We start from the raw sequence: 25,887 nt of genomic DNA, 5'->3' as shown, positions 1-25,887 counted from the left end.
AATGATGCAATAGACGACATGCAATTAAGCATAAAGAGCCTTGCCGGTACAAGATAAAAGCAATCTATATAAATTTAAAGCAGATGAATGTTAAACGACTAATTTACTTTGACCTCCTCCTCCATCAACAAATATAATACTTCTAAGTCTAGAATGGATTCAGCAACTTTACGCCTTAAAGAAACGAGTGATTCAGTGTCCATAGCAGACTCTGCAATCATCAGCTTTGCCTGTTGAACAGCATGCTCTAGGTTTCTAACTTTAAGCTTGCAAATGTGCTTATTGGCTTTGCACTGCTGCAGCGTATAAGAGTCAATCATAGAATCAATACATCAAACAAAGGAAATCTTAGTTTTAGTCTCTTTCTATTTTAGCTCTCATGAAAGAGTCACTGTTTAATTTTCAACTCCTCCTAGCAGTCCTAAGGTCATTGATAATAATAGAGTGACTTAGCCTTCGTCTTTTGTATAAATCATGGCCCATTAGGAAAAAGCAATACTCTCAGGAAGCAAGCAAACACTAGTTCAAACTAATGAAGAGGTCATGGATTAGCAATCTGTGCATAGAGTCTGGATTAATTGTAGCCTTCATGCAAAGAGTTTCGTCTTATTTGCCAACTCAGATTGCTTCCTTTGTTGGCTTTACTGCAGTCAAGGCTTTGTCGCGATCACTGCAAAAAATGGATCTCCTTTGCCGCCTAGCAACCCCAAGACACCTGTTGAGCGAGTCTCCTCTGCGATGATCTCAGGCTTTGGCCAACCCTGAGCCATCAGCACCTTAGAAACGTAGGTGAAATGATCACGGTCATCGCCATCCCTCCAGATCTGCGGAGCTTTTGTGAAAAACATACGATTCGAGAAAGCAACGATGACTTGGCCCTTCGAGCGCGTCACACGCAATAACTCCGCAGCCATATCCTCAGGCTGCTGAAGGTATTGCCAACCCGCAACGATGAGAGTCGCATCAATACTCTCATCCTTAAGCGGAATGGACTGGTTGAGATTGAAATTCTGAACCCAATGGCTATCAAGCCGGTTGTTGGCCACGAGTTCCTTTTCATTGAGGCCATGGCCGATCACACGGTCATAGATGACGTCATCAGGCAGGTGAGACACCCAGCTCGACATCAAGTCGAGCACCGTGGAGCAAGACGGAATCATCTCGCGATAAAGCCGCGTCAAACGCCCCCGAAATGCCTCGTCCAGATGATGAACGAAACGAGGCTCAGCATAAAAAAGCACGTCATCGTTCTGATCGAGCTTGGAACGTTGTTCGTTTTGAAGAACTTGAACCGCCAAGGGGATTGCGAAGCGATGCTCAGTCTCGCCTGCTGCGAACCATTCCGCGAGTCAATAACCTCAAGGCCTCACAAGATTCAACTAAGCTGATATCCGCAAAACATGCTCACTATCGTCAACTTTTGCGAGTTTCTCTATATAGATTATGTCAGTGCTAATCCACTCGAGCAGATGATTTTTAAGCTGCCACAGGGGAACTTTTAGGAGCATTATCAATTAATTTTCTTACCAACCATTGCAGCTACTTGCAGGAAATAGAAAGCCCCCGCACTAGCAGGGGCTTCATGAATCGCCACTGAGCTTGTAGTGGTTCCTTCCTCCTTGCCATAAAAATTCTTGTCATGCCGAGCGCGAGCAGGTCTCCTTTGCTGCGGCAGGCTCAGCGATAGGTGCCTTGATCGCTTGCTTGGCTTGCGGCAGTGCTGTTTGAAGCGCCTCAATCTGTGCTTCAACTTTGTTGACTGAATCGAGCAAATCGGCCCTTACATTCTCGAGATGAGAAACACGTTCTGCGTTCTGGCGATCCTGATCAGCCTTGAACTCAGAATCACTGATCACAGAAACGCGAGGACGTGTTTTATAGAAGCTTGCACTAGAGAAAAACTCGTCAAAGAGGGAGTACATGGTGTTCTATGAGAGATTTTTACAGCTTGGTCGGCGTAGATGCCTAGACCGAACAAAAACAGTACGGAGAACCAGGCCCGGCTGGGATTAAAAAGCCACTCCAAAGTGATATTTGTACGGTTTTCGCCAATCAACTTGCATCGGGGAATAGATGGCTTGATCAAAAGCACTCCACAACAGCTGGACCTCGTCGTTAGAGGCACTCCCTTGACGGTGATGCTCATCAGCGACGCAGCAAAAACGACTGAGATCTCTTTTTTTCACTCCTGGGCGTGAAAAACCTCATCCCTATGAGGCAGAAATGCCCCTCCCCAAGGCATTTTCTAGTTGCACATCTGTGGATCCCACCGCTCCATATCAATGTCAGGGCCTTGATCTAGAGGTCTGCTACTACCTCCTGACCGCCATCCCAGAAAGGCATTTTTGTGACTGCATCAGTTCGTTCATGCCGATCACCACATTGCCCATTGGGTCATCAGTGATGCCTTCCACACCAATTTCACCATTTGACGATTGGCCATCCGCTCGCCAAATCTCAAAGCAATAGACGGGCCTTTAAGGATCAGCCAAGCGGATGGCCCTTGTTTTGCAAGGGTTGATCAAAGCTCACTTGATCGCGTAAATGTTCGATCACTCCAACATCATCAACCAAGTGGTAATCACGAATACATGTCTTTGGATCATTGCCTACATCGGTTTTTTCTGGATCATTCATGATCTGTATGCGTGGAGATACAGCGACTCACTCCCTTGGGTACCCGGATCATCCAAGGGTCTTTTCTTGCTCCCGCACGATCCATAAGTTGATCTGGAAGGAACGGCAGAAGCTTTTTTCGATCAACGTCAGTCGATCGTGTTTAAAAACCAAGTTTTGCAGCTCTGGCGACTTACACTCTCCAATCAGGTTCTTTCCATATTTCTATGGGAGGCCATAGTTTGTATTAAGCACTTCTAAGCAATAGCTTCTCTTTATGTTAGCCAGACAAAAGAAGTCTAGACGAGCATCAAGGTTTTAAATTCCCCTTTTTAAATTATCCTTACAGAACTCTAAGATTAATCTTTAAGGATGCCTTGATGGAAGCTCAATAACATCGCAAACACTACGATACTTTGCCCCAAAGTACAATCATCAACAAGTTTGACATATGCGATCGAACTCAAGCAGCTGTCTTTGCAATCAGGCATGGCTGCGTGGAGTGAGAAAGGCTCAAAGAGGAATGAGCTGGATAACAAATACTGCCGATCAGGCTATAAAGATAGCGGACAGTATTGAGAATCAAAATTGTTGATCATGGTGATGGATATTGATTGTTTTGTCTATCAAAAGAAAGAAGTTAGTTCTTCGAAATCATTGTGTATTTAACGGAATTGCCAGAGTCTTTCCCTACCTAGGGTCACAAAGATTTCAGCCACTAAAGCCTTACTTTGGTGACCTCGGCCTGAATCGCTGATGGTCCAGTGGAAACCTTGATAGGACGTCTGGTAAAAATCTCAACACGAATGCCCGCGCGAGTAATCGCGATTAAAGCCTTGCTTAAAAAGGCTGTGCTCACGATAAAGGCTAGCGGCCAACGCCAGGCCAGCAACAGCTCAAAAATGCCCCTCATCTATCGCCTCAGTTAGGAGCTAGTCGTAGCTCACCTCACCTATGACCAGCAAGCCCTGAATCATGAGTAGCAACAGTTCCGCCTTCGCCTTATTTTCTATGCAAGTAGCCCCATCTGATGCGCATGACTGAATTGCCTTCGACTTAGCTCTTCCTTTCAACATCTGCCAAAAAGTAGCTCTTAGCCTTTAGGCAAGCCAAAACCAAGGCTAGGCAAGCGAAATTTGATTCAACCGATCAGCATTGCGGAGCTAATCAAAGAACGTATCTCGTTCATTCGCCACTCGACTCAAAACCTCCCCCAAGCCCCTTATTCATGTATTGGTTTTGATGCGGACTAATAACAGCAGCAAAGTATCGCCACAATCACAGGCTCAGTTCTTCACTCGAACCCCATTGACAATTTCTGGCCTATGCTCATGATCGCTCCTGCTTATATCAGCAAAGACATGGCACCTCAGAAACATTCCTGATGGCTTGACCTACATCCTCTTCGATTCCAATCAAGTTCTATTCATCACTGTTGCAACGGCAAAGGGGTTTGAACTAATTCAAAATGCTTACTCAGCTAGCCAAGCAGCGAAAATAATCATTCACTCTCAAGAATTAGGCAGGTTTGTAGAATCACTGAGTAACATCAACCACCTGAATTCCCATAAGCTCCTTCGATAGGAAGAGAATCAGGGACCCAGAAACGGAGAGATTCTCTATCCAGTTCAACTCAATAAGCTCTAAGCGATGGCGTGCAGGCTTTTAGCACCATTGCTAAATCCAATTGTGTCTCCCTTTTGATTCCCCGACCAGACCCTCACCATGCAGACCCTTGACTGGATCTGGTTGCTACACCCGATTTTCGCCGTAGCCTTGATCTACCCCCTACTGGGGATAGTCCTAAACCTGTCACTTCAAACCCGCAGTCGTCGGCTCAAACGTCAGAACGAAAGTCCAGCCAATGTCGGGAGTGTGCACAGCAATCTCGGACGATGGCTCTCAGCCGGAGTGATCGCAATCGTGCTGCTTGCTCTGGTCGTGATGATCAGCACTGAACATCCGCTAACGGAGTTTGAGGGAGGTCTGATCCGTGCTGGATTGCTTCTACTGGTACTCATTGGAAGTTGCATCGCCTTGCTGACAACCTGGCGAGACAAAAGACCCGCCTATCGAGCAGGCTTCTCCTTACTCTGCTGGGCAGGTGTCATCGTCCTTGGGATGCAGCCGGAAGTATTCCGCCTCAGTGACAACCCCCTCAAAGCAGAATTCTGGCAATCGCATTTCTGGGGTGGCATTGGTCTCGTTGGGCTGATGCTGTTCTCGCTGGCATCCCGACAAGAAATCCTGCGTGATCTGCGCTGGCGATGGCTGCACATCACAGCCAATAGTCTTGCGGCGGTGATCTTCCTGGCAGAAGCAATCACCGGCCCCAAAGCCCTACTAGAGATCCCCCTGCGCTGGCAAAAGCCTTACATCCAACAGGCAAAAGCCGAGCGGGTAGCTAATTACACCGCGAATGCTCCTCAACCGTAGGAGTTGTTGTGCGCGCCCGCTCGCCAGTGCTGGAACAAACCTCACGCCGCCAAACAGACCAACGATGCGCTCTAAGCCCTCCTGGTCTTTCAATTGATCCCTATCGAGCGCTTTCCATAGTTGCCATTGGAGAAGAAGGTGTCCATGCCATCAGCATTCTTCAAACTGGGTCAACGCAGCAAACAAATGTAGAAGTTCTGCAAACAAAAGATTCTCAAAAGGGATACAAATGATCACTGTTGCCAGCTCAATTAAGCACTCAATCAGCTCTCAGACCTAAGCCGATAATCAACGAGAAAAGCGAATCCATAGAGAACTGCATCGTGTGAGGAGTGAAGGCAACAAGACAAATCAAATGGCTGCTGAAACGGCTGCTGTGATGGAAGCAATCAAATTGGAAACGCTTGGTTGAGCGTTTTTCATCAACGAAAGTTGACCATGAACAAAGCTGGCAGTGCAACGCCTTTTAGGCATGAGACTTCAATGCCACAAACCGGTTCAGTCTGCAGTGCCAGAGCGCTGAGATCAGGCTCAGTGCTGAACTTGATCCAAGCCAATGCATTTCTACAGAAGCGAGCAGAACCTATGGTCACAGGTCAAGGACAACAAGAAAAAGGGTTCACTGCCCTAAGGGTGGAACGAATAAGCAAACCCCCGTCTTAATAGCAGGGCTTTTGCCTGCGCTTCAACAAAAACCCGCACGGCCATTGATGGTTGAGGTAATTGATGCTGCTAGGCAGAGCGATTTATATCTTTAACCAACGGGGCTATTGATCGCAGCCCAAACGAATAGAAAGACATTTGCGGCAATTGCCAAGCCGACGGAGGAGACCTTCTTCATGGATCATCCAGGTAACCCTTCCACTGCAGCAAATCACGATGTGCCTTTGCCAGAGTCTGTCAGTAAGCCCTCACAAGGCTATAGAAAGAGGCCCACGCTCAATAGAGGAATGGTCACTGATCCGGAAGTTGATGTGGTGAAGAAGAGCATTGAAAAAGTTTGGTTCTTGTGCATTCGCTCACTTCTTTGAACAATTAGTGGCAACTCCATACTCTGCTGAGCAAGGATGTAAATGATCAATTGAATGGCTGGACTAATGAGCCGCCACGGTTACACCATCAGCTATCGCGATGCTCAGAGTCATCGGTGCGAATTCTGTGCCTATGCGAATGACTCTTTTGAGGCAAGACAGGTTGCCATGGAAACGATCAAATTCGTCCATGAGCATCCAAATGCGATTGATCACATTCTTCGCTCAAGCTAAAACAACAATTTGAGCCTTAGGGCTCAGCCTTCGTCAACCATCCAGCTGGTGGCTAGAGGTCAGGGATATCCTTGAAGCTCTTGCCCCTTGTTTAGGGCTGTTTTGCAACACCAATACCATATTTAGCGTACTGGCTAAGGAATAAGAGCTTTTCGCCCTGCTGATGGTGCAATGGTAGCCATGGTTGATTGCCTAGGGGACCACGTGCCGCGCAAAGATTCGTTCGCCTCCCCTCGGCCGAAACACACCCAGAGACAGAACAGCTCATAGGAACTTGATCTCAACTTGACCAGCTGGGATTGAGCGTTCCACCGCCAGTGACAACCATTCACACAAGCCGTGCAGAAACGACGTTCCCCTTTGTCTCGGCGCACCGCTTACACCTCTAACAAGGAGCTGGCGCTAGGAGGTATGGCTTCAGTTGAAGCATCAAACCGATCAGATTCACCTCCAGCTCAATGTGCGCCAATAAGCAATGGATTCGTCAATGCTGTCGCATCACTAATAGCAAATCAGCAAAAAAATCATTCCCAGGAGAATCTTCTTGGACCCAACCAGCAGACATTGGTCATCAAGGCAAGAGCTACCAGGAGGGATCAACTGCTCGATTGGAGTGGACTCAACGTCTGCGACTACGACGACGTTGCTGAGCCTTGCGTTTGTACTTCTCGACTGGGGTCTCGTGGTGACGAATGCGCTTGAGATCAGAAAAAATCCCAGCCTTAGAGACTGCTCGCTTAAAGCGACGCAGGGCCGATTCAACGCCCTCATTCTCCCCTACCGTGACCTGAGCCATAAGCAAATTCAACCAATCAACGAATTTACCAGGCCACCTCTCTTGAGAAATTCACCAACACAACAAAAAGGTGTGCGGCATCACCTTAAGAATTGGAGATCTGATCAATAAAGCAAGCCTATGCAAGGCATCAGGATTTGGTATTTCCATTGATCCAAGGCCACTTCTGTCGGTATTTTTACCTACATGAAGAAAAGCCAATTCAAAGCCAGGAACAGCGATCTCTACGAGGCCATCCTGATTGCCTCAGAGAGGGGCCATCTTTGGGGTCTCGATCGCTCCAGAACAGCAAACCAGACACGCCTGGTTCCTGATTTTCACCAACATGGCTAGGCAGTGAACCGCTGATTGCTCTCTTCACTCTTGCTTAACAGGATCATTTCGCTCAGACATTCCTTTGCTGATTCCGCTAAGACCTTAGTTCGCTACAAATCGGTCGCGATCGATCCCAAGAGAGACCAATTTGACAACCAAAGACCAAAGGCAAGTGTTGTTTACGAGACAGACACCTTATTTATGCAAAATGTCTTCTCAGGCAAGCCCTAGTCCGCTCAAGATCCACTGCTGCATCCTGCCAAGTTCTAACCAGGCAAAATCTGCCAAAACCCACCGACTGTTCTACTGAACTCACCACTTGTTCAGAAAGACCTGCACCCTGAGCTGTTTTGATGGGCCCACACATCTTGAGAAGTTCTATCAAGACAAGGACCTATCAAGGCAGCAACGACCCCCATCTAATTTGCCAAACCTCGTCCCAATTGCTTCGGGCAAAAATCATGGCGAACGGGTTTCCAAACGAATAAAGCACACCCCCCGGCAACAGGTTCAGGGGGACTGTTCTCACTCATTCAAATTGAGAACGCACAATTGATGTGAATAGGTTGAGGCACAAGTCTTGCCGGCTACTTGCTCAGCTCATGCTTGGCGGAGTGCGTTCATCAGATCTCCTGAAGTCAATCCGGGCAGCGAGGCGATACTAGACCCTATCGCACGACTGCAGATCTAAACAAGAGAAGATTGGCAATCATGCGCTTAAGTAATACTTAAGCACTTAAGCCTTGCGTGATCTATCAGTTCTTAATCAATCCCTGAAATCCTTTAAATCATTATTTAAGCCTTTGCTTCACTTAGCCCAAATGCTGATCAGGCTATTTCGCTGAGAGGTGTCTCAGCAATAGCTTTGTGGTGGGCAATCAAATCCAATCTCCACTCAGAGAATGCTGCCATTGCAGAAGACATAAAAAACAAATAAAGTCAAAGCCACTGATGGTTCAATTCAAGCGTTATAACGAACCAAATAACTGCTGAGCGATTGAGGTGCACTAATTAGCAATGGTCACTTTATTTAGGCCTCCGACCAATATGGTGCTGGCTGGATGCAAAAGACCTGTAAAAAATGGTCATAATGTTTTCAGTTAAAAGTGGTTTCTTGAGTATTGAAAACACCAACTTTAAACAACAACCACGATTGGCAATAGCCCTTAGGCATCCATTCTCAGACAAGGCAACGTAATAACCATAACCACTATTGATTAGGCATGAGATGTTGCCTAATCTATTACTTAAAGAAAGAAAAGTATCGTTTAGGATTGCTTTATTTCTCACCTTTTCTTCTGATCACCTGGCTTCTCCTGGGTCCAATCGAAGATTCCCTGATAGCCACCAAATGCCGAGCTAATCCCGAACATCGCAATGAATAATACTCCGACAACCACAATCACTCCAATCGTCAGTGGACTCAAGTCAAGAGCCATCGCAAAAACAAGACCACGCATAACAATCCGCAAGACATCTTCATCATCCTCTCAGATCGAGGTCAAAGCCGAAGAATTAAGCAAACTAAATCCTTGCTCACTCCTGCCAGGAAAGCTCCGCACAACTGGCACGCTAAGGCTCGATTGAGCGACCCGTGCCTAGGATGGATTGAAATCAAAAGGGAGAGGGAACCTTGGGGACCATCATGGGATTCCGCCTCAAACTGCATGAACAGGTAATCAATCAATCCACAGGAGGCAATACATCGATATTCAATAAGTTAAGTGGCGCAACAATTGCTGTTTCAATCTTTTTTGCAGTTCTAAGCACTGAAAATCAAATTGATTTTCAGTTTGGCGGACAAATAGATGCAATCGATTGGATCATTGGCTGTCTGTTTTGTATTGAATATTTTTGTCGAGTGTGGACTGCCCCACTTGAGGGCAAATATGGAGAAGGTGTAGAAGGCGCGATTCGCTACATGTTCTCACCAATGGCCATTGTTGATCTGATTGCAATTATCCCCTCCTTTATCGGCGTAAGAACAGAACTAAAGATCCTGAGAATTATTCGTCTTCTTACGATTCTAAAGGTTGGCCGCAGCGAAAGATTCAAGCAAAGCATGCTTCATTTCAACTATGCACTCAGATCCAAGAGCCAAGAGCTGCAGATATCTACTGTTTATACATTATTACTTTTACTCATTAGCAGCACATTGATGTATCTTGCAGAGTCATCTATTCAGCCTGATCTATTAGGTTCAATACCTAGATGCCTCTGGTGGTCAATTAATGCAGTCAGCTCGGTGGGGCATGGAGATTCAGTGCCAATTAGTGCGGTAGGCAAGATTATCGCTTCAGTAACTTCTCTTATGGGAATTGGCGCCATCGCCATACCTACCGGAATTCTTGCCGCAGGTTTTAGCGAATCAATTGCTGTACAAAAGAAGAATCTTGAGGAATCTGCTTAGGAAAGCATTACTTGCAAACCAATTCATAGAAATTGATTCATATTAAACAATCAAATCCTAGATCCTAGGCAGAATTGGGAGGATGAGAACTGTATCTTAAGCCTGACGAAGCAAAGGAAAGCATCACTATCTCGCAGCCTATTCTCTTCTAACCAATCAATTAGCCAAAGGTGCGCAGCCTCTGCAAACGAAGCTCACAATGTTGACTTCAGGCAGAAGAGGCCACTATTGCCGCAGGAAGCTTCCTATAAGATCGCCAACTATGAGTTAAATAGACCAACAATTGCCATCACCAGAAGAACTGCGCTGGCAAGGAGGCTAATGGCAAAGCCTGGCCCTCTCAGCTTGGCCGCTTTCCAATAGCCAATGCCATAAGCAATACGTGCGCCCACCCAGATGAAGCCAATCAAGCAGGCAACAGACGTGTTGCTAGAAAGAGCTGCTAGCCAGAACACCGGCAGGAAGAACATCATCTGTTCAAGGGTGTTCTGCTGAACACGTAGCACTCGCTCAAATTCTTCTGGCCCACTCGTTGCTGGAGCTTTTACTTTGTGATGGCTTCGTGCAAATGCCACTGCAAACATGGTTCCTTGGTAGACGATCGCGGCAGCCAAGGTGACAACGGCTGGAAGCACAGGAATGGTCATGAAATTGGTATCAGCACAATGACTTTAAGGATGCCATCTGAATTCCAGCCTTGATGGCCAGCGAGTGGGGCTGTGCCTCTCTGATAAAGAGCAGTGTTTGTCTCTGCATAGCCGGTTGGTTCAAGCAACTAGCTGACCAGAGCACCGACATTCATAGTTGTCCAACTGAGGGGAAAGCGCCTCCATGAAGTCGCGCACTTGACCAAGGTGATCATCATCGTTGAACTAGCGGCTGCCATCCCCCCTCAATTTCCCTAAAGCCCAACAAAGAGAGAGTCCTGTCATGCTGTCTTGGCAAGGGATCGGCCTACAAGATCTTCTGCATGGAAATTCCGCAAAACCTCAAAATATTGCTCCACACAACCTGGCTTCAGTCTGTATCTGAGAACTGACGCTGCAGCACGATATCCAGGCCTGGCGCAATCGGTCTGCACTCCCTAAGTCTGGGGCTCCAGATAGCACCACTCGCCAGCTCCTCCATATTCGCCAGGGTCATATCCTGACCCTCAAGCAACTGCAATTGGCCAAGGGAAACACACAGTGGCCCTCGAAATACATGTACCACAAGCGTGCTGCTGTGGTTGCTGAACCAAGGAACGAGGAGATTTTCAGGTGCCCAGTTGATTTCCTCGACAAGTTCACGCTTCACGGCCTGAAAAGGCGTTTCCCCTGCATTCAAGTGACCTCCAAATAATCCCCAATGACCTGGAAACAAGATTCCTTCGATGTCATCACGAAGCTGAAGGAGCCAGTGACCATCCCTTTCCAGCACAGCAAGAGAGACCTCGTGCGTCATCTCTTCATTTCGAGGAGTCGTTACCCATAACGCCAGCCTGCCGCACCCTTGTACTTAACGTCTTATAGACCCGCCAAAAGGTTCAAAAATTCGGCTCATCAAGTTTTGTTCCGGCAACAGATGTGTTGTCCAGAGCTATTGACCTTGGAGAAGTCGTGACCACCGCTCCAATCATGACCAGCACAGCAATCGGAAACAAAAAGCAGCTAGCCAATTCCTGGAATGTGAAAAGGGAGCTTGTTGTCAAATGCCACTAGCCAACGCTGCACCGCAGGCACACGCAACAAAGCCAAAGGCACAACAATATTCAGAGCAATCCAGGCAAAACCAAGGATTGCGCCGATTCGTCCACTCTTCTTGAGCAAACTCTCTTTCGGCTGCGGTTCGTTCATCGAATCACCGCTCATCAAGCTTTCTGCATTATGCCCTCCACCAAGAAGGAAGCTCATTGCAGTCCCATGGGGGGGGGGCTGATCAACAAAAAAAAAGACCCTCGCGTGACGCGACGGGCCTGGGTGATGGGGAGCTTTATTTCTAAGGGAAAGAGCTTATTGACGCAAGCCCCTACAAATAGCGCTTCGGCTTAAAGAAAGTACAAGTGGCACCAGCAGTAGTGTTTCTACGCATGGCAGGTTCCAAGCCTGTTCCTAGTGTCAACGTGGCTGGGTGATGGGGAGCAGTCGGCTTTTTACTTCAGTGCGCCTCCATCAAGCAAAGGGGCTCCTTTGTTCAATGCGCAAGGTTCAACGACCAACCACCGAGCCGTGCTGAACTGATAACTAGAACAAACTGATCCCATTGACTTTCCCCACTCTTCTGGCCTACGCCACAATCGGCGACGCACGCAATGCAGGCGTACTTGGCCTAAGCATGGGGACATGGATGATCTTGACGTTGATCTTCCTAGGCATCTCGTCGGTTTACTTCATTGTGCTGTGGTTCAAGATTGCCCAACAGGAATCAAGCAAGAAGAGGAGCAGCTAAGCCCTCCCGCTTTAATTCAGGCATTTCAATAGGTTAAGAGTATAACAGTAACGAAAACAGGTTGATCTCATTTAAGTCTTTCAATCCTTTTCAAGCCATGTTCATCTGTACGACCTAGCAGGTCTCAGAGCAATAAGATTTACGGCCATATCAACCGGCGATCAGACTACATAGACTAAAGAATCAGAGATAAAAGATGATTAGAGCGATGGCTTTCTTTTGTTAGCGCTATGTTCGTAGAGTTTAGTCCGGATTGATAATAAGACGGGAAATTTGTATTAACATATAGCCTGGTCGTCAACAGCAGCGGTGGGCATTAAGTGTCTTCAATACCAGACAGGAGCCACAAGAACAGATCAACCAGAGACAAACGGACTCCGAAATCTCCAGTACTGAAGTCTGATATTGCATGCGACTTCAATTCAACGATACAAGTGACCAGTTATTGATTCGTGCCTGCCACCGGGAGCCATACCACCAGCTACATATTGGTAGCGCTTTGCACTGGCTTATGGCTAGAATATGAGCAGCCAAAAGATCAATAATTGACCAACACCTCTAGCTGGAACGATTTCTTTGCGGGCAATGCAACAATACTTACAGAGTTTACAGTCGCACTAGCGACAGTTGCTTGGCTCTATATCCTGAGACAGCGACCTAAGGATAAAGAGTAAGAGCAACTAACTTTAGAGACATGCTATTGCCGTGAATTTATCACTTAGCACTTTAATCCTACTATTGTTAGTGATGCAGGACGGTGTCAATGCTCAGGGATTTAAAAACTCAATCCGTCAATGTAGCGTAGAAGTATATAATCTAATAGAAGGAGAGCATCAATACGTATGCATTACTAAATCAGCATTAACACAATCAGAAGCTAGAGGGAAAGTCTTCCTATAGGAATGTAAGACCACATATGCAAGAAGGCTTGACAGATGGTCTAGAACTTTAGTAGAAAAAGTGGTCAAAGAAGAGTGTACCTCTAAGCCTAAGGATCCTGAAATAATTATTGAGTATCCCAAAGTCTGGCCTTAGCTCAATACTTACGGTTTAACACTACTTAGGAATAGTCCATTATCACAAATATCTAACATCTAAGCAAAGTTTATGACTTCCGAGTTGATCAATACGAAGCAGCCTGATATAGAATTACTTGAAGATAGATTAGAGAAGTAAATTGTATCAAATATGGAGATTCAATCGCTCTCTTTTCTCGCTCATTCACATCACTATCAATAAAGAAGACTCAGTCAATCTAATCTCTCTTCTTGAAGGCATCTGGGACTTGTGAGCGAGTCAACCTCTCCAACGTATTGATCAGATGAGTGTGTTCGAGGCGGGTGGCTTGGAGAGCAAGATGAATTGACTCTCTTCTGACTCTAGTAAATTCTAGCAATATCTCTTAGCATTTCAATGGCAATTTCTAAACACTCAAAAACAAATTAGAGATAGAATGAATTCCTTGAGATTGGCAATCCGATTGTATTGATGGAACTCAATGATCTCTTGATCACTAAGCACGTCACACCATGACTGATACTGCCCCATTACACCTAGGTCGATGGTGGTCGCAAGATGGTGAAAAAATCCGATGCGATCTCTGCCCACGTCATTGTCGAATGAAACCAGGCCAGCGAGGGTTTTGTTTTGTGCGACAAGCCACTGCTGAAGGCATGGCCCTAACCACTTACGGCCGGTCAAGTGGTTTTTGCATCGACCCGATCGAAAAGAAACCGCTGAATCATTTTTTTCCTGGTTCTTCGGTGCTTTCGTTCGGAACAGCAGGCTGCAATCTTGGTTGCAAGTTCTGTCAAAACTGGGACATCTCGAAATCTCGAGAGATGGATCGTTTGATGGATGCTGCCTCACCCGAGCGGCTAGCTGCGACTGCTCAACAACATGGCTGCCGCTCAGTAGCTTTTACCTACAACGACCCTGTGATCTTTGCGGAATATGCCATCGACGTGGCACAAGCAAATCGAGCGCGCGGGATCAAAAATGTGGCCGTCACTGCCGGCTACATCACCGCAAATGCTCGAGCAGAGTTCTTCGAAATGATGGATGCAGTCAACGTAGATCTCAAAGCCTTCACTCAACGCTTTTACCGAGACTTATGTGCAAGCGAGATTGAACCAGTCAAAGACACCCTTCGCTATCTGGTGCATGAAACCAATACTTGGGTTGAGATCACAACCCTATTGATCCCGGAAGAAAACGATGGCGATAACGAAATCCGTAAACTCGCTGAGTGGGTCCGCGAAGAGCTACGCCCAAATATTCCAATTCATTTTTCTGCTTATCACCCAGACTACAAGCTCAATCGGCCCAAAACTCCTCCATCAACATTGACCAAGGCAAGGTTGATCGCTATTGAGGAAGGCCTGCAATTTGTCTACACAGGTAACGTACATGACCCAGCCGGAGACAACACACGTTGCCCTAATTGCAACCATTTGCTCATCGAGCGCGACTGGTATGCATTGGGTCAGTGGGGCCTCTCCACAACAGTGAAAGGAACATGTGCACAATGCGGCACCAGGATCCCTGGTCACTTTGATGCCACTCCAGGTCAGTGGGGCAGGCAGCGGCAACCGGTAAAAATTTGCCAATAAACGCATCGATGGGCATTGGCAACCCATCTCGAACAATGCCGCCGAAATGAACGTATTTGAGCTGATTTCGAGGCTGCATTAATCATGAAACTTTCCAAGTTAGACTCAAATCAAACATCCTCTAATCAGATCGAATCGATATGGACTATTGCCGACGGAACTGCATAGAGGGGGGAATGCCACGAATCAACGCCTTCCAGTACAAGCCTTTGGCCAGCTAAGGAAAGAGCCTTAAAACAATGCGTAAGGTGAGATCCTCTGCAGTAGCTGGAGTTTTTTACTCAGCTGATAGAGAAACGCTCGCAAGCGACGTCGCCAGATTGATCGCGAATGCTGACACAACAAGTCCCTTGCAGCCCAAGGCGCTAATCGCTCCACATGCAGGTTACGTTTACTCAGGCCAGGTCGCGGCCAATGCATATATCACCTGGCAAAGTCAAAAAGACAAAATTGAACGTGTTGTTTTGATCGGCCCTGCTCATCGCATCGCCCTACAGGGCATTGCTGTTCCATCAGTGGATGCCTTTCAAACACCGCTGGGAGAAGTTGAGATTGACCGTGAGGCCATCACCGCAATTCTTGACTTACCTCAGCTCAGCGTCAATGACGAAGCACACCGCCCGGAACATTCACTTGAGGTCCATCTTCCATTTCTCCAGAAAGTTCTTGGCGACTTCAAATTGCTACCACTTGTGGTTGGTGCCGTTTCCGGCAAACAGGTTGCCGAAGTCATTGAACGTCTCTGGGGCAGTGATTCAACACGGTTTCTCATCAGCACTGATCTCAGTCATTTTAAGGACTACAAAAATGCCCAGAAGATTGATAGAGAAACGGCTCAATCTATCGAAAGTTTGAATCCAGATATGCTTAGCCCAGAAAAAGCATGTGGTTATATTCCAGTTTCCGGAATGTTGATTGCAGCACGTAAATATGGCCTCTCTGTTAAGCAACTTGCTTTGCAAAACTCTGGTGACACAGCAGGCAACAAAGAACGAGTCGTTGGTTATGGTTCCTGGGCCGCATGCAAGAAAATCGATCAAAGCAATTCTCTACGAGTGGAAGATGATTGGGGTCTACTGAATCGTGAAGCAGGGCGTCTTATCCGAATTACAGCACAGACCGTGGCCTATTCGATTAAAAATGGCCATCCTCCTGCTGTAGACATCGCTTCTTTCTCGCCAGAACTTCAAGAAAAGCGCGCCACTTTTGTCACATTAAATAAAAACGGAAATTTACGAGGCTGTATCGGTACAGTCCAGGCCTATCGACCACTCATAGCGGATGTCGTCGATAATGCCTATAAAGCTGCAGTGAAAGATCCGCGGTTTTCTCCTATAGAGTTAGAAGAGACCTCAGAACTTGAGATCTCAATCTCGCTTCTCAGCCCTTTTGAAAGAATGACATTCTCAGATGAAGCAGATTTCATGCAACAACTGCGTCAAAATGTCGACGGGCTGATCATCGCTGACCAAGGGAAACGTAGTGTTTTTCTACCACAGGTCTGGGAAAGTCTTCCGGAGAAGACTGAATTCGTAGGGCAGCTCAAAAAGAAAGCTGGTCTGCCTAGCAATTACTGGGGGGATACATTGCAAGCCTGGCGGTTTACGGCCATTTCAGTAAAATCATCAACGGAAACTCAAATCAACAACAAAGATTGAGCAATAAAAAACAAATCAATAAATACACAATCACAATTACTTCTTTGAAAATGATACAAAAAGATCAATAAATAAGGGAAGATATAAACGACTGACACAAATAGATCCACACATGTACGCAGGCAAATGAAAAAAACCAAAAACACCTGTTTTTTTTAAGACTTACAAATTTTTTATCATCACTTGATACTTCTCAAACAGTAATCAAGCAGAGACATTCGAATGTCTCGAATAAATTCAACTCAGGCCCTTATAGCAATTACCGCTTAAGTGTAAATATTTAAACTAATATCGAAGATAGCGGAGATCTAAAGTCTAAGCAGCGTAAATTATGCTTATTTAAGCTATCAATCTAATATTTGAGTCTCCCAAAAGAAATGTTCTTGTTAGCCAGCCATGAAAGCTGAGATAATGATGAAAATGTTACACATTGGCGAGGGAGCCATAAGGCAGATATCAAGATCTTCCACTTGGCTCTCACGCTATTGGCTGTTCTAAACTTCCAGAATAAATGAAGTGATAGAGAAATTGCCCCGGCAATGACTCCAGCCATAGTTTGTTTTTCATTCACTCCATTATCTAGCTTTGTCAAGTTCCAGGGCCTTCTCCTATGGAGCCCCTCAAAGAACGAGGCCTGAGTAGACCTGTCTAAGGGAGGGATCGCTCGTATTGAGTATTCCCTCCGATCGCGCATTGCAGGTTGATGCGCTTTCATTCAAGCAAAGAAAATACATGAGTAGATGGCACATCAAGCAAGACAAAGAGAAGACCACTACGAATCCATCATTGAGGCCTACAACAGAGGAGAGCTTTGGCCGACAGGCTCATGTCGTAGCACAGGCTGCTCAGCAGAAAACCCAGTCAACATCGAGTCGTTCAGAGAAAGAATGAGCAATGCTTCAGATCAAGCAACAGCAAGGTGATCTCGATTGGCTTAGCCATTGGCATGTGTGATTACGCTCCGTCTTCACCCGTGGCCTTGATGTGAATACAGCATTGATTCTTAGCAACGCGAAGAACGTCAGATGAATCTTGAGTAGGCCAAGCAAAAAGCACAAAAGCTATGTGCCAAAACTGAACGACGAAAATGCCCCCTAAGCTCGCAGCTTAGACTGCAGCACTACTACATAGTACTACTGTTATTCATCTATCTGGTCTGCTTGATGGTTCCCGAGAGCAATCAACGAATCATTTGCATTTCTTAGACCATGCATTGATCCCGTCTTCAGCGAGGTCACTTCACAGCTAGCCGTCATACCTCATAGATCAACCAAAGCGATAGTGCTTACGAACTGCCTGATGAACCTCCCAAATGCATGACATTCCAGCAGGGAACACCACCAGATCACCTGCACCAAAGCGTACGGGCTTTCCGCCTTCGGGCTTAACGGTCACCTCGCCTTCCAACAACAGGCAGGTTTCCTGTTCATCATAGGTCCAAGGAAAGGTGCTGGCCTCACATGTCCAAATGGGCCATTGCCGGATGCCCAGTTCATTAATTGTGCTCTCTGGACATGCAGAGGTAACGCTAATCGCCATGGGCAGGTCGAAGGGAAGCTCTCTTGAACCTAGTAGCAGACCTGATGAATTGTTTAACAAGAACAAGGAGCGGAAGCTTCAGGTTTCTGTAAAGATGACGAATAGAAGCAAAGATGCTAACGAGAACAAACTCTTATATGCAGCTAAGTTTGTCTGTTGAATGAGACAAACCAATCATTTGCTCAGTTATGCCAAGACCTCATTCAACAGAATCAAACCACTTTGCGGTAGCAGCTAACGTGGATCAATCTGCGCTCCAACGCCAAGAGTAAGAAGATGAGGAGACCCTGCAGCAAGCAAAAACAGCCACGGCAAGACTTGGGCAAGTCATTGGCAGCAGGGCCTAGGTGTTGTCACTGGTCAGACAAGCTGCACATCAGAGTTGCCACTTTATTAAGCCTATGCGTGTCTATCAGCTAGTATTCAAAAATCGTTCTGTGTTTTCTGAGGTCACATGTCAAAGAAAGACTGGTTCGGCATTGGATATGTGTCTGCATGGGTATTGATTTGGGGAACTATAGGCTCTCTGATTGATTTGCCATTTCTGAACTCTGAAATCTACTTGCCAGGTTCAATAGGCCAAGTCACAACATTCATTGTCACAGCGATCATATCGGTAATCGTTGGCGTATTGCTATATCCAAAGGTATTAGAAAATACCCTTATTGTGTCAGCATTAGGCTTGGATACTGACGAGAAAAAATAATTTCAATCATCGAAGTTAGCCTGACACAATAGAGACATGTAGAATTGCCAAAAGGTCTAAATTTATTTGCATACGAGAAGAGAATGGGTAGAATTAGACATCTAAGGATGAAAACAAAAGCCTCTAAAATTAGATCCATGCATTCTCGCAGCATTATTGATGTTCTCATCAACAGACGAAGGCTTTATCACTTCATTGGTTCTCAAAGAGTGATGACGAAAAATAGTCAACATTGCCAAAAAGCATGCTAGACAAAGGCAATCAGCCCCTACAATCATTCCCATAGAGTTAGGAGCAAGAATTCTGATCACTATTTACCTTCCAATCAATTATGGTAAAAAGCCATAGGAGGCATTATGGCTAGCAATAAGCGGATCAAATCAAAGACTTACTTAAAAAATTGAATTGCTTAACAGGCAAGAAAGTCATTAAATCATATCTACAAAATGATGCAAGTGTTTACGGCAATGGATAGAAGCTTATAGCAATAAAAGCATTCTTTAATAATATTAATATCATTGACTTGTTGCATGATTTGAGTAAGCTTGCAACAACAAAACTCGCTGCTGCAGAGCTGATCAAAATTCACCACGCAGTTGTTACTCAACAAGTGCTGATTGCTATTTTCAATAAAATAAAAAAATAAATTGGAATTAACTTTATTATTCAGGTGGTACGGTCTCCTTGTTGAACGGCATTAAGCAAGCCTGCTTCCAAGCGATCAAAGGCATCTATCAATTCAGCGCCTTCAAGCATCCCCACGCTGATTCGCAGCACACAACTCTCGCTCTTAAAACCAAAACTACAACCTCCAATCGTGGCAACTCGATAATCTCTTACCAGCTGACGCATCAAGGTGTCTCCATTGCAACCACAATCCACTTCAAGTAAGGCATAAAAAGCTCCATTGGGTTGATGTAAAAAGCGCCAGGGTTGATCGTTACTAGCGGCAAAACGCTTCAAGAGCAACTGATATCGACTCATCAGTTTAGAGACATTCTGCCGCACCCAATCAGAACCATTCAACAAGGCCGCAATCGCTGCTCGTTGGCAAAAACGAGGTGGACAGATCAAGACTGTGTCTTGAACCTTGGCCAAAGCCTTACTCCAGCCACTAGGAACAGACATATAACCAAGACGCCATCCTGCCATGCCATAGGCCTTGGAGAACGAATAGAGCGAAACAGTATGGTTCCCTGCGCCAGGAAGAGATCCAGGGCTCCAATGAGGTACATCACCAAACACAAAATCCTCATAAGCTTCATCGCTGATGTGCAGAAAACCATGCTGGGCACAGATCCCATTGATGGCGGCAAGTAAGGTTTGAGGGAAAACAATTCCGCTTGGATTATTAGGGCTTATCGTGACAATGGCACGGGTGCGTTTTGTAATCGCAGCCTCTATAAGCTCAGGGTTAGGTATTAAACCAGCATTCACAGGCACAGGCACTCCACCGGCCAACTGAATAGCCATAAAATGATTAAAGTAATAAGGCAGCGGCAGAATGACCTCATCGCCAGGGTCACAGAGAACCTGAGCAATGGCATGAAATGCCATGTTGCTACCTGCAGTGACCATGACCATGCTTTCGGCCAAATCCAAACCGTTCTGGATCATCAATTTTTGCTTAATTAGCTCAAGCAGATCAGGATCACCTCGAACCGGGCCATAACGGTTAAGGCTTGATTCTTGATTCAACAGAGCATTGTTCATTGCCAGTTTTACGGCAACTGGTGGAGCCCAATTCACCATGCCCTGGGCCAGCGAAAGGGTCCCTGGCGTGTTCGCCACCAACTCGTTAAGTTCTGGAATCACAGGATCCAGCACAGCATCGATCTGCGTGCCAGGTTGAGGGTGTTTGATTGAGGACAAAGAGTTCACGTCGATCGAGTTAAAGGTTCGTCCATTATTTACCAGAATGGAATGGAAATCTCAAATGACCAAATCCAAAAGATATTGACCGACTAAAAGAGAAGAACCACCTTCTCAACATGAAGTTATGAAAGCATTGATCATTCCTGAAATAATCCGTCTTACACGAGGCAATCTCAGCCCAGTATAAGTAGCCTACCCAAGAAGCCTGCTGAAATCGAACCCATTGCTGATCGCGATCTGCTGCCAATAGAGGTACTTACAGATCATAATACCTGGCATAGAATTAACATCTGCGGTTCAATTAGACCTGTAAATGTTAGCAACAAAATCAATTAGTTCCGATCTTTATGTCTCTTCTAAACACTGCCATTGGAATCTTTACTGTTGCTAACCCTATTGGCAATCTGCCGATCTATCTTTCATTCACAGATGGAGATCAAAAAACCGACAAGGCAATCGCACGCAACAGTGCCTTCACCTTCTTGATCGCACTTCTCTTGGCTACATGGCTCGGGAATGATTTGCTGGCAATTTTCGGCATAAGCCAAGGAGCCTTTCAAATATCTGGTGGGTTAATTGTTATCTTGATCGGCCTTTCAATGCTCCGATCCAAACCACCAGAGGAGCACCATGACCCAGCCTCGATTGATCGGGACAAGAGTTCTTCAGGGAAAGGAATCGTGCCTATCGGCATTCCCCTTCTTGCAGGCCCTGGCACACTGACGATTGCAATAGCCGACCCTGTGAATTCTTCCATCTATGGCAAAATTTCATTGAGCTTAATAGTCTTACTACTATCTTTGATAATCTATCTTATTTTTGATGCAGCCGAGATACTTTCGTCCAAGATTAGTGTATCAGCCCTGCAAGTGCTAACAAAAGTAATGGGAATAGTGCTTACATCTATTGCTGTTCAGATGCTGCTTGATGGCCTAAAAATCTCGTTCCCAAGCATTTCACAATGATCTATATATGATCCTCAAGGCAATGAAAAATTCATAAGCTCGCCGCTTGAACCAGTAAACACCTCCATCGAGACAACCAAAACAACAAGCTTGTGACAGCTCATCGTCTTGTCACCTCAACTCGGATATATGGCTCATCGATTGGCTTTTGAAGCTTAAGCAGCATCTGTTTGATTGCATAAACAGCAACACCAAAGATCACCAGTGCCCCGATGGCCTGAACAAAAACAACATAAGTGGCAGCAAAAGTGTTCATTCCTCTTCCCTCTTAAACCAGCCAAGCTCAGATCTGGCGCGGATCAATGCAGTGATGAGTGCGCCTCCAAAAAAAAATCTCCAACCGCTGTTATGACAAGCAGGATTGCTAATGGAAGGTGTGTTCCGGTCTGGCTTAAAGGGTCTAAAAGATCCATCAAGCCATTAAATAGCCTCAAAACAAATATGGAGCAAAGCTTTGATGAAATGGAATCTCACCAGATTGCTGAGTAGTGACTAGCCCAAAGTTCGCCATCACCAGCAAGGAGACCGGTCTTCGTTTACGAATCGTCCCAAGCAAGGGCAGTCTTAAGAGCTACGAGCTCCACAAGCCATTGAGTCCATCGGCACAATTGGTCAGAGAAGAGGCTCTTTGAGATCTAAACAAGATCACAAAAGCCCTTATCAAGGCAAACCACCCACTCCTAGAAAGCCTGGCACATCAACCCAGTGAACTAGGCAAAGCAACTCCTAGATCAGCCAGCTAAAGGCCCCATACTGCAGAAATCTGGCAGAAGGCTTCGCACCGACGACTCATGAGACAGCTACTCAAATGAAAAGCGAATGGATTGTGATCAAAGAAGGCTCAGTCCCCCTGCGCTGCTGGTGGTCAAAACCTAGTCAAGGTCGTGATGAAATCGTTGAAGGACCGAATCGTGTTGCCCTGGTGTTACCAGAAATCTTCGGAGTCAATAGCTGGGTTCGCAGTGTGGCCGATCGCCTCGCCACCAGAGGCATCCCAGCCCTGGCGATGCCACTATTTTCTCGCACCGCACCGGAGCTAGAGCTTGGCTATAGCGAAGACAACCTGATCGAAGGTCGACGACACAAGGACTCAACCTCAATGGAGCAAATCCTTACCGATACCTACACAGCTATTTGCTGGCTTAACAAACAGCTTGATCAACCACAAATCACTGTGATTGGCTTCTGTTTCGGCGGACACGCTGCTCTGATCACTGCAACCATGACAGAGGTGAGCGAAACCTTCAATTTTTATGGTGCCGGTGTAAGCAAAACCCGCCCGGGAGGTGGTGCACCAAGCCTCGAATTATTGCCGCAAGTCTCAGGCCGACTGACATGTCTCTGCGGTACAGCAGATCCGTTGATCCCAACTTCAGATCGGCAAGCAATCCAAGCGGCATTACGCATGCAGGATCCTGATGAAGAGCGACTGCGATATGTAGAGATCATTGGCGCCGATCATGGTTTTATGTGCGAAGAAAGAGAAAGCTTCGCCTCTGAAAGCTTCCGCCCTAGGTTGGCGCCTACTGCTAGAGAGTCTCGAACGCTAATCATTTGGCAGCTTCTGGCGTCATCCTTGCGACGAACCAATTCTGCTTGAAAGGCCTGGTTTTTAACCCTTTTGTCAAAGCCCAGTCCACGACATCTCTGGCATTTGCAACCAGGCTCAAATGTCATCACTCACCCCCTGAAACAAAGTCACTATCTCAACAGAGAGCTAATGAGTCTTGAAATTGTTGCTGAGTACCCACGTCCGCCAGCTCTTGTGGCCTGCTCAGACCACGTCATTGTGGAGGCCCTCGGTACGCGTATCTGTGAAACACATGACTGCCTGCGTGTGCTGGAGACATTCCATCCGCCCACCTACTATCTTCCTCCAAAGGCGATGCGAAAGGATCTACTGATACGCAGCCGTCGCAGGAGTTTCTGCGAATGGAAGGGAATCGCAAACTACTGGGATCTGGTGATTGCAGACAAACGTCTCGAGGGCGCAATCTGGTCATATCCAGATCCCACCCCAACATTTAGTGCCCTTACGGGCTGGTACGCGCTATACCCCGGACGCATGGATCATTGCAGCGTCAATGGAGAGACAGTGATCCCCCAACCCGGACAATTCTATGGAGGATGGATCACATCCCAAGTGGTCGGTCCATTCAAAGGTGATCCTGCACATCCGCAGTTAATTTGATCCATGAGAGCACCTCAAAAGGAATCGAGGCTGAGTGCCACCATGGAGACTCTGCATCAAAGTCAGCAGCGACTACTCCCTAGGCATTGATAGTGATCCACCATTGCAGTAGCGAGTCGCCCACAACTTCGAAACCAACTGTGGATCCGCTGGGAACGTTTTGCGGTCCCAACGAAAAGACTCCTGAAAACATCCGTTCCAGCGTGTTGCCTGCCTAGAGATTGGAACAAGAGACCAGGCAATCACGATCAAGCTAACAGTACATAAAGTAGCCAAAACTACATAAGAGTGAGATCCAAACCCTTCAATCGGCTTGAAGTTCTGTTCTTTACGGTCGGGGTCTTGCATCGATAAAGAGACGTTGTCTGAGAGAGGTTTTTGAACGGTCATCGGTGGATGCCAACTATCACTCATTGCTCCAATCGAGACATCAGACAAAGTTGTATACTTAAAATACGGCTTGAAAACAGCCTACAACCTGTGGGTTTCTGTTAAATGATTTCTTTTCAATGAAACCTCTAGCATACTGTCTGCTTCCTTGCCTTTTCATAACGCTCATCACCATTCATAGTAATTCCGCCATGGCATTCACTATGGAAGGAAGTTTATCCGAATGCGCAGTTGACACAAACTGTGTGCTTGTTGAACGGGAAGTCAACGACCTGAAGCAGTCCTATGAGAATCTTTTAGGCGTTGCTTCTCAACTACCAAGAACTAAAGTCCTCGAGCAAACTAACAATTATTGGCATGCTGTCGTTAGAAGCTTAGTTTTTCGATTCCCAGATGACCTGGAGATTCTTCAAATACCAAGCCAAAAGGTTATCCAAGTTCGATCAGCTTCAAGAATTGGTGTTTCAGATCTAGGCGTGAATAAACAAAGAGTTGACAGTCTCTTTTCTAGCTTGACTAAGGATTAGAGCAGCAAGTAATCCCGATACGAATATTGAGAGGAATAGTCTAGACTTATTATCAATCAAAACAGGTCTAAGCAAAAATCATTCATTAAACCTATCGACTCCATTCTCCAACCACTACAAGCGATCGAAACGGGCTGGACCTCGAAGAACTCACTATCAAGAATGAAGAACTTGATTAGCTCTTTGGCCGCTAATCATCACACTGATCTTTAGGAGTGCTGATGCGTCGTTGAATAATAAGGTCTCCTTTCTCAATTCGCTCCACGCACTCCAGGCAACTCCGACTAGCGATCAGAGCCTCGAGCTCCCATTCGCATGACGCCGTTATAGGAATTTCACAGTATCGGCATCTGATTATGCTAGTCATAGACCTCGATGAATACACCTCCCTTCTAGCCAGAGATCGCTGGTTCAACAGGTGGTCCAAGTGAACAACTGGAGCCGCTTGCATGTAAAGAGCAGGCCCCCTCAAAATAGGTGCTGGGCATGTAGAAACCCCTCAAAACCATCAACCCTGTTTCTCAAGCCTTGAAATGAAATCAGAATGTAGGCTTTTAAAAGAAAATAAGCAGAAACTCATCAAAGCATTTGAGGAAAAACAAGGGAGGCCATCAAGCTAATCAGAAGAAGTGCTAGCAAAACACTATTCAAGGAGCTTTTGCTATCAGTGCGTCTGGCAAGGGCAGGGGCAGATCGCTAGGGAAATCATCCGTTTAGCAAAATTCGGTCTAGAACGAACCAATGCTTGGAAGGACATATGGTTAGCACTGGGTGCAACAAGAGGCGAGTCGAGCAGAGCCTATGGGCAGCGCAACTCAAAACCACCAAAAGCTACGACGGTTAGAAACAGTTCAGACACAACCAAGAGTTTCCTGTCTAATCATGGGTATCGAACTCCGTCAGCCATGGCCTCACCAGTCGAACAGGCACTATCTCTCTTATCGACTATCAAGCATCCCGTGGAGGGGATGGCCTACCTCTTCTATTTGGCTCTAATGTTTCGCTGGAGGTGGCCAAAAGCTTGGAATAAGTTCCTTGATCGATGCAAGGCGCGTGAAGAGATCAAATCCCTATAGATGGCAATGCCATCATTACTGAGCTAATTTCTATTATCTGAAAACTCTCTAGCCGCAACACTTATCACTAACTGGAAGGCCCA

At 46.2% G+C, this 25,887-nt stretch carries 32 protein-coding genes; 16 read left to right on the top strand and 16 right to left on the bottom strand.

Annotated features, from left to right (window positions below; translation table 11 throughout):
- Window positions 1-650 precede the first annotated feature (650 nt).
- Both SIB66_RS08400 and SIB66_RS08395 read right to left on the bottom strand, forming a co-directional pair.
- Complete coding sequence (locus tag SIB66_RS08400; protein ID WP_063405777.1) at window positions 651-1,298, bottom strand: methyltransferase domain-containing protein; 648 nt, start codon at window positions 1,296-1,298, stop codon at window positions 651-653.
- Window positions 1,299-1,637: 339 nt separating this feature from the next.
- Window positions 1,638-1,922, bottom strand: a complete 285-nt coding sequence (locus SIB66_RS08395) for a hypothetical protein (RefSeq protein ID WP_063405776.1) — start codon at window positions 1,920-1,922, stop codon at window positions 1,638-1,640.
- A 39-nt stretch (window positions 1,923-1,961) separates the two neighbouring features.
- On the opposite strand from SIB66_RS08395, the gene SIB66_RS08390 reads away from it, so the two are divergent.
- Window positions 1,962-2,198, top strand: a complete 237-nt coding sequence (locus SIB66_RS08390) for a hypothetical protein (protein WP_063405775.1) — start codon at window positions 1,962-1,964, stop codon at window positions 2,196-2,198.
- 286 nt (window positions 2,199-2,484) lie between these two features.
- Here the strand turns inward: SIB66_RS08390 and SIB66_RS08385 are convergent, their stop codons facing one another.
- Window positions 2,485-2,637, bottom strand: a complete 153-nt coding sequence (locus SIB66_RS08385) for a hypothetical protein (protein ID WP_155724598.1) — start codon at window positions 2,635-2,637, stop codon at window positions 2,485-2,487.
- Window positions 2,638-3,334: 697 nt separating this feature from the next.
- Window positions 3,335-3,529 (bottom strand): hypothetical protein, encoded by a 195-nt coding sequence (locus tag SIB66_RS08380; protein ID WP_063399308.1) that lies wholly within the window; start codon window positions 3,527-3,529, stop codon window positions 3,335-3,337.
- 812 nt (window positions 3,530-4,341) lie between these two features.
- Between SIB66_RS08380 and SIB66_RS08375 the strand changes: the two genes are divergently transcribed.
- From SIB66_RS08375 to SIB66_RS08360, 4 genes are all read left to right on the top strand, one after another.
- Window positions 4,342-5,052: a DUF4079 domain-containing protein gene (locus tag SIB66_RS08375; RefSeq protein ID WP_063405774.1), complete on the top strand. Its 711-nt coding sequence runs from the start codon at window positions 4,342-4,344 to the stop codon at window positions 5,050-5,052.
- Between the two features lie 8 nt (window positions 5,053-5,060).
- Window positions 5,061-5,285, top strand: a complete 225-nt coding sequence (locus SIB66_RS08370) for a hypothetical protein (protein ID WP_063405773.1) — start codon at window positions 5,061-5,063, stop codon at window positions 5,283-5,285.
- Between the two features lie 205 nt (window positions 5,286-5,490).
- Window positions 5,491-5,715 (top strand): hypothetical protein, encoded by a 225-nt coding sequence (locus SIB66_RS08365; RefSeq protein WP_413681231.1) that lies wholly within the window; start codon window positions 5,491-5,493, stop codon window positions 5,713-5,715.
- A gap of 107 nt (window positions 5,716-5,822) precedes the next feature.
- A complete protein-coding gene (locus SIB66_RS08360; protein ID WP_236070114.1) occupies window positions 5,823-6,083 on the top strand; it encodes a hypothetical protein in 261 nt (86 codons plus the stop codon).
- A gap of 63 nt (window positions 6,084-6,146) precedes the next feature.
- On the opposite strand, the gene SIB66_RS08355 is transcribed toward SIB66_RS08360, so the two are convergent.
- From SIB66_RS08355 to SIB66_RS08340, 4 genes are all read right to left on the bottom strand, one after another.
- Window positions 6,147-6,275, bottom strand: coding sequence for a hypothetical protein (locus SIB66_RS08355; RefSeq protein ID WP_268873682.1), 129 nt, complete (start codon window positions 6,273-6,275; stop codon window positions 6,147-6,149).
- Between the two features lie 661 nt (window positions 6,276-6,936).
- Window positions 6,937-7,113 carry a 30S ribosomal protein S21 gene (rpsU, locus tag SIB66_RS08350; RefSeq protein WP_011130394.1) on the bottom strand — a complete coding sequence of 59 codons (177 nt, stop codon included), beginning with the start codon at window positions 7,111-7,113 and terminating at the stop codon, window positions 6,937-6,939.
- A 202-nt stretch (window positions 7,114-7,315) separates the two neighbouring features.
- Window positions 7,316-7,474 carry a hypothetical protein gene (locus tag SIB66_RS08345; RefSeq protein WP_236070113.1) on the bottom strand — a complete coding sequence of 53 codons (159 nt, stop codon included), beginning with the start codon at window positions 7,472-7,474 and terminating at the stop codon, window positions 7,316-7,318.
- Window positions 7,475-8,714: 1,240 nt separating this feature from the next.
- The gene (locus tag SIB66_RS08340; RefSeq protein WP_236073663.1) at window positions 8,715-8,900 is read right to left on the bottom strand and encodes a hypothetical protein; all 186 of its coding nucleotides are present in this window, start codon (window positions 8,898-8,900) and stop codon (window positions 8,715-8,717) included.
- Between the two features lie 173 nt (window positions 8,901-9,073).
- Here SIB66_RS08340 and SIB66_RS08335 point away from each other — a divergent pair, with 173 nt between their 5' ends.
- Entirely contained in the window at window positions 9,074-9,838 is a 765-nt protein-coding gene (locus tag SIB66_RS08335) for an ion transporter (protein WP_063405771.1), read from the top strand.
- A gap of 260 nt (window positions 9,839-10,098) precedes the next feature.
- Here the strand turns inward: SIB66_RS08335 and SIB66_RS08330 are convergent, their stop codons facing one another.
- The 4 genes from SIB66_RS08330 to SIB66_RS08315 form a co-directional block, all read right to left on the bottom strand.
- Window positions 10,099-10,485 carry an MAPEG family protein gene (locus SIB66_RS08330; protein ID WP_063399301.1) on the bottom strand — a complete coding sequence of 129 codons (387 nt, stop codon included), beginning with the start codon at window positions 10,483-10,485 and terminating at the stop codon, window positions 10,099-10,101.
- Window positions 10,482-10,613, bottom strand: a complete 132-nt coding sequence (locus SIB66_RS08325) for a hypothetical protein (RefSeq protein WP_268873681.1) — start codon at window positions 10,611-10,613, stop codon at window positions 10,482-10,484. The genes SIB66_RS08330 and SIB66_RS08325 overlap by 4 nt, the downstream gene beginning before the upstream one ends.
- Window positions 10,614-10,855: 242 nt before the next feature.
- Entirely contained in the window at window positions 10,856-11,281 is a 426-nt protein-coding gene (locus SIB66_RS08320; protein ID WP_063405770.1) for an NUDIX hydrolase, read from the bottom strand.
- Between the two features lie 206 nt (window positions 11,282-11,487).
- Entirely contained in the window at window positions 11,488-11,730 is a 243-nt protein-coding gene (locus SIB66_RS08315) for a Signal peptidase I (protein WP_413410300.1), read from the bottom strand.
- A gap of 201 nt (window positions 11,731-11,931) precedes the next feature.
- On the opposite strand from SIB66_RS08315, the gene SIB66_RS08310 reads away from it, so the two are divergent.
- The 5 genes from SIB66_RS08310 (at window position 11,932) to SIB66_RS08290 (ending at window position 17,426) form a co-directional block, all read left to right on the top strand.
- Window positions 11,932-12,057 (top strand): hypothetical protein, encoded by a 126-nt coding sequence (locus tag SIB66_RS08310; RefSeq protein WP_413410299.1) that lies wholly within the window; start codon window positions 11,932-11,934, stop codon window positions 12,055-12,057.
- A 22-nt stretch (window positions 12,058-12,079) separates the two neighbouring features.
- Window positions 12,080-12,265, top strand: coding sequence for a cytochrome B6 (locus SIB66_RS08305; RefSeq protein WP_236070111.1), 186 nt, complete (start codon window positions 12,080-12,082; stop codon window positions 12,263-12,265).
- A 1,529-nt stretch (window positions 12,266-13,794) separates the two neighbouring features.
- Window positions 13,795-14,877 (top strand): AmmeMemoRadiSam system radical SAM enzyme, encoded by a 1,083-nt coding sequence (amrS, locus tag SIB66_RS08300; RefSeq protein WP_063405769.1) that lies wholly within the window; start codon window positions 13,795-13,797, stop codon window positions 14,875-14,877.
- Between the two features lie 239 nt (window positions 14,878-15,116).
- Window positions 15,117-16,535 (top strand): AmmeMemoRadiSam system protein B, encoded by a 1,419-nt coding sequence (gene amrB / locus SIB66_RS08295; protein ID WP_063405768.1) that lies wholly within the window; start codon window positions 15,117-15,119, stop codon window positions 16,533-16,535.
- Window positions 16,536-17,267: 732 nt separating this feature from the next.
- Window positions 17,268-17,426: a hypothetical protein gene (locus tag SIB66_RS08290; protein ID WP_413410298.1), complete on the top strand. Its 159-nt coding sequence runs from the start codon at window positions 17,268-17,270 to the stop codon at window positions 17,424-17,426.
- Window positions 17,427-17,801: 375 nt separating this feature from the next.
- Here SIB66_RS08290 and SIB66_RS08285 read toward each other — a convergent pair whose 3' ends face one another.
- The gene (locus tag SIB66_RS08285) at window positions 17,802-18,074 is read right to left on the bottom strand and encodes a cupin domain-containing protein (protein ID WP_063399294.1); all 273 of its coding nucleotides are present in this window, start codon (window positions 18,072-18,074) and stop codon (window positions 17,802-17,804) included.
- Between the two features lie 454 nt (window positions 18,075-18,528).
- Here SIB66_RS08285 and SIB66_RS08280 point away from each other — a divergent pair, with 454 nt between their 5' ends.
- Window positions 18,529-18,780, top strand: a complete 252-nt coding sequence (locus tag SIB66_RS08280; protein WP_063399293.1) for a hypothetical protein — start codon at window positions 18,529-18,531, stop codon at window positions 18,778-18,780.
- Between the two features lie 666 nt (window positions 18,781-19,446).
- Here the strand turns inward: SIB66_RS08280 and SIB66_RS08275 are convergent.
- Window positions 19,447-20,661, bottom strand: coding sequence for a pyridoxal phosphate-dependent aminotransferase (locus SIB66_RS08275; protein ID WP_063405766.1), 1,215 nt, complete (start codon window positions 20,659-20,661; stop codon window positions 19,447-19,449).
- 341 nt (window positions 20,662-21,002) lie between these two features.
- On the opposite strand from SIB66_RS08275, the gene SIB66_RS08270 reads away from it, so the two are divergent.
- The gene (locus SIB66_RS08270) at window positions 21,003-21,620 is read left to right on the top strand and encodes a MarC family protein (protein ID WP_063405765.1); all 618 of its coding nucleotides are present in this window, start codon (window positions 21,003-21,005) and stop codon (window positions 21,618-21,620) included.
- A 100-nt stretch (window positions 21,621-21,720) separates the two neighbouring features.
- Here SIB66_RS08270 and SIB66_RS08265 read toward each other — a convergent pair whose 3' ends face one another.
- A complete protein-coding gene (locus SIB66_RS08265) occupies window positions 21,721-21,876 on the bottom strand; it encodes a hypothetical protein (protein WP_236073659.1) in 156 nt (51 codons plus the stop codon).
- Window positions 21,877-22,428: 552 nt separating this feature from the next.
- Between SIB66_RS08265 and SIB66_RS08260 the strand changes: the two genes are divergently transcribed.
- Together SIB66_RS08260 and SIB66_RS08255 are read left to right on the top strand one after the other, a co-directional pair.
- Window positions 22,429-23,220: a dienelactone hydrolase family protein gene (locus SIB66_RS08260; protein ID WP_328585315.1), complete on the top strand. Its 792-nt coding sequence runs from the start codon at window positions 22,429-22,431 to the stop codon at window positions 23,218-23,220.
- A gap of 120 nt (window positions 23,221-23,340) precedes the next feature.
- Window positions 23,341-23,811: a DUF427 domain-containing protein gene (locus SIB66_RS08255; RefSeq protein ID WP_063405763.1), complete on the top strand. Its 471-nt coding sequence runs from the start codon at window positions 23,341-23,343 to the stop codon at window positions 23,809-23,811.
- A gap of 72 nt (window positions 23,812-23,883) precedes the next feature.
- On the opposite strand, the gene SIB66_RS08250 is transcribed toward SIB66_RS08255, so the two are convergent.
- Window positions 23,884-24,225 (bottom strand): hypothetical protein, encoded by a 342-nt coding sequence (locus SIB66_RS08250; protein WP_063405791.1) that lies wholly within the window; start codon window positions 24,223-24,225, stop codon window positions 23,884-23,886.
- 95 nt (window positions 24,226-24,320) lie between these two features.
- Here SIB66_RS08250 and SIB66_RS08245 point away from each other — a divergent pair, with 95 nt between their 5' ends.
- The gene (locus tag SIB66_RS08245; protein ID WP_236073657.1) at window positions 24,321-24,728 is read left to right on the top strand and encodes a DUF1499 domain-containing protein; all 408 of its coding nucleotides are present in this window, start codon (window positions 24,321-24,323) and stop codon (window positions 24,726-24,728) included.
- The last annotated feature ends 1,159 nt before the right edge of the window (window positions 24,729-25,887 follow it).

The organism is Prochlorococcus sp. MIT 1318, assembly GCF_047304505.1.
Classification (GTDB): domain Bacteria; phylum Cyanobacteriota; class Cyanobacteriia; order PCC-6307; family Cyanobiaceae; genus Prochlorococcus; species Prochlorococcus marinus_D.
This window is presented reverse-complemented; position numbering and strand designations above follow the sequence as displayed.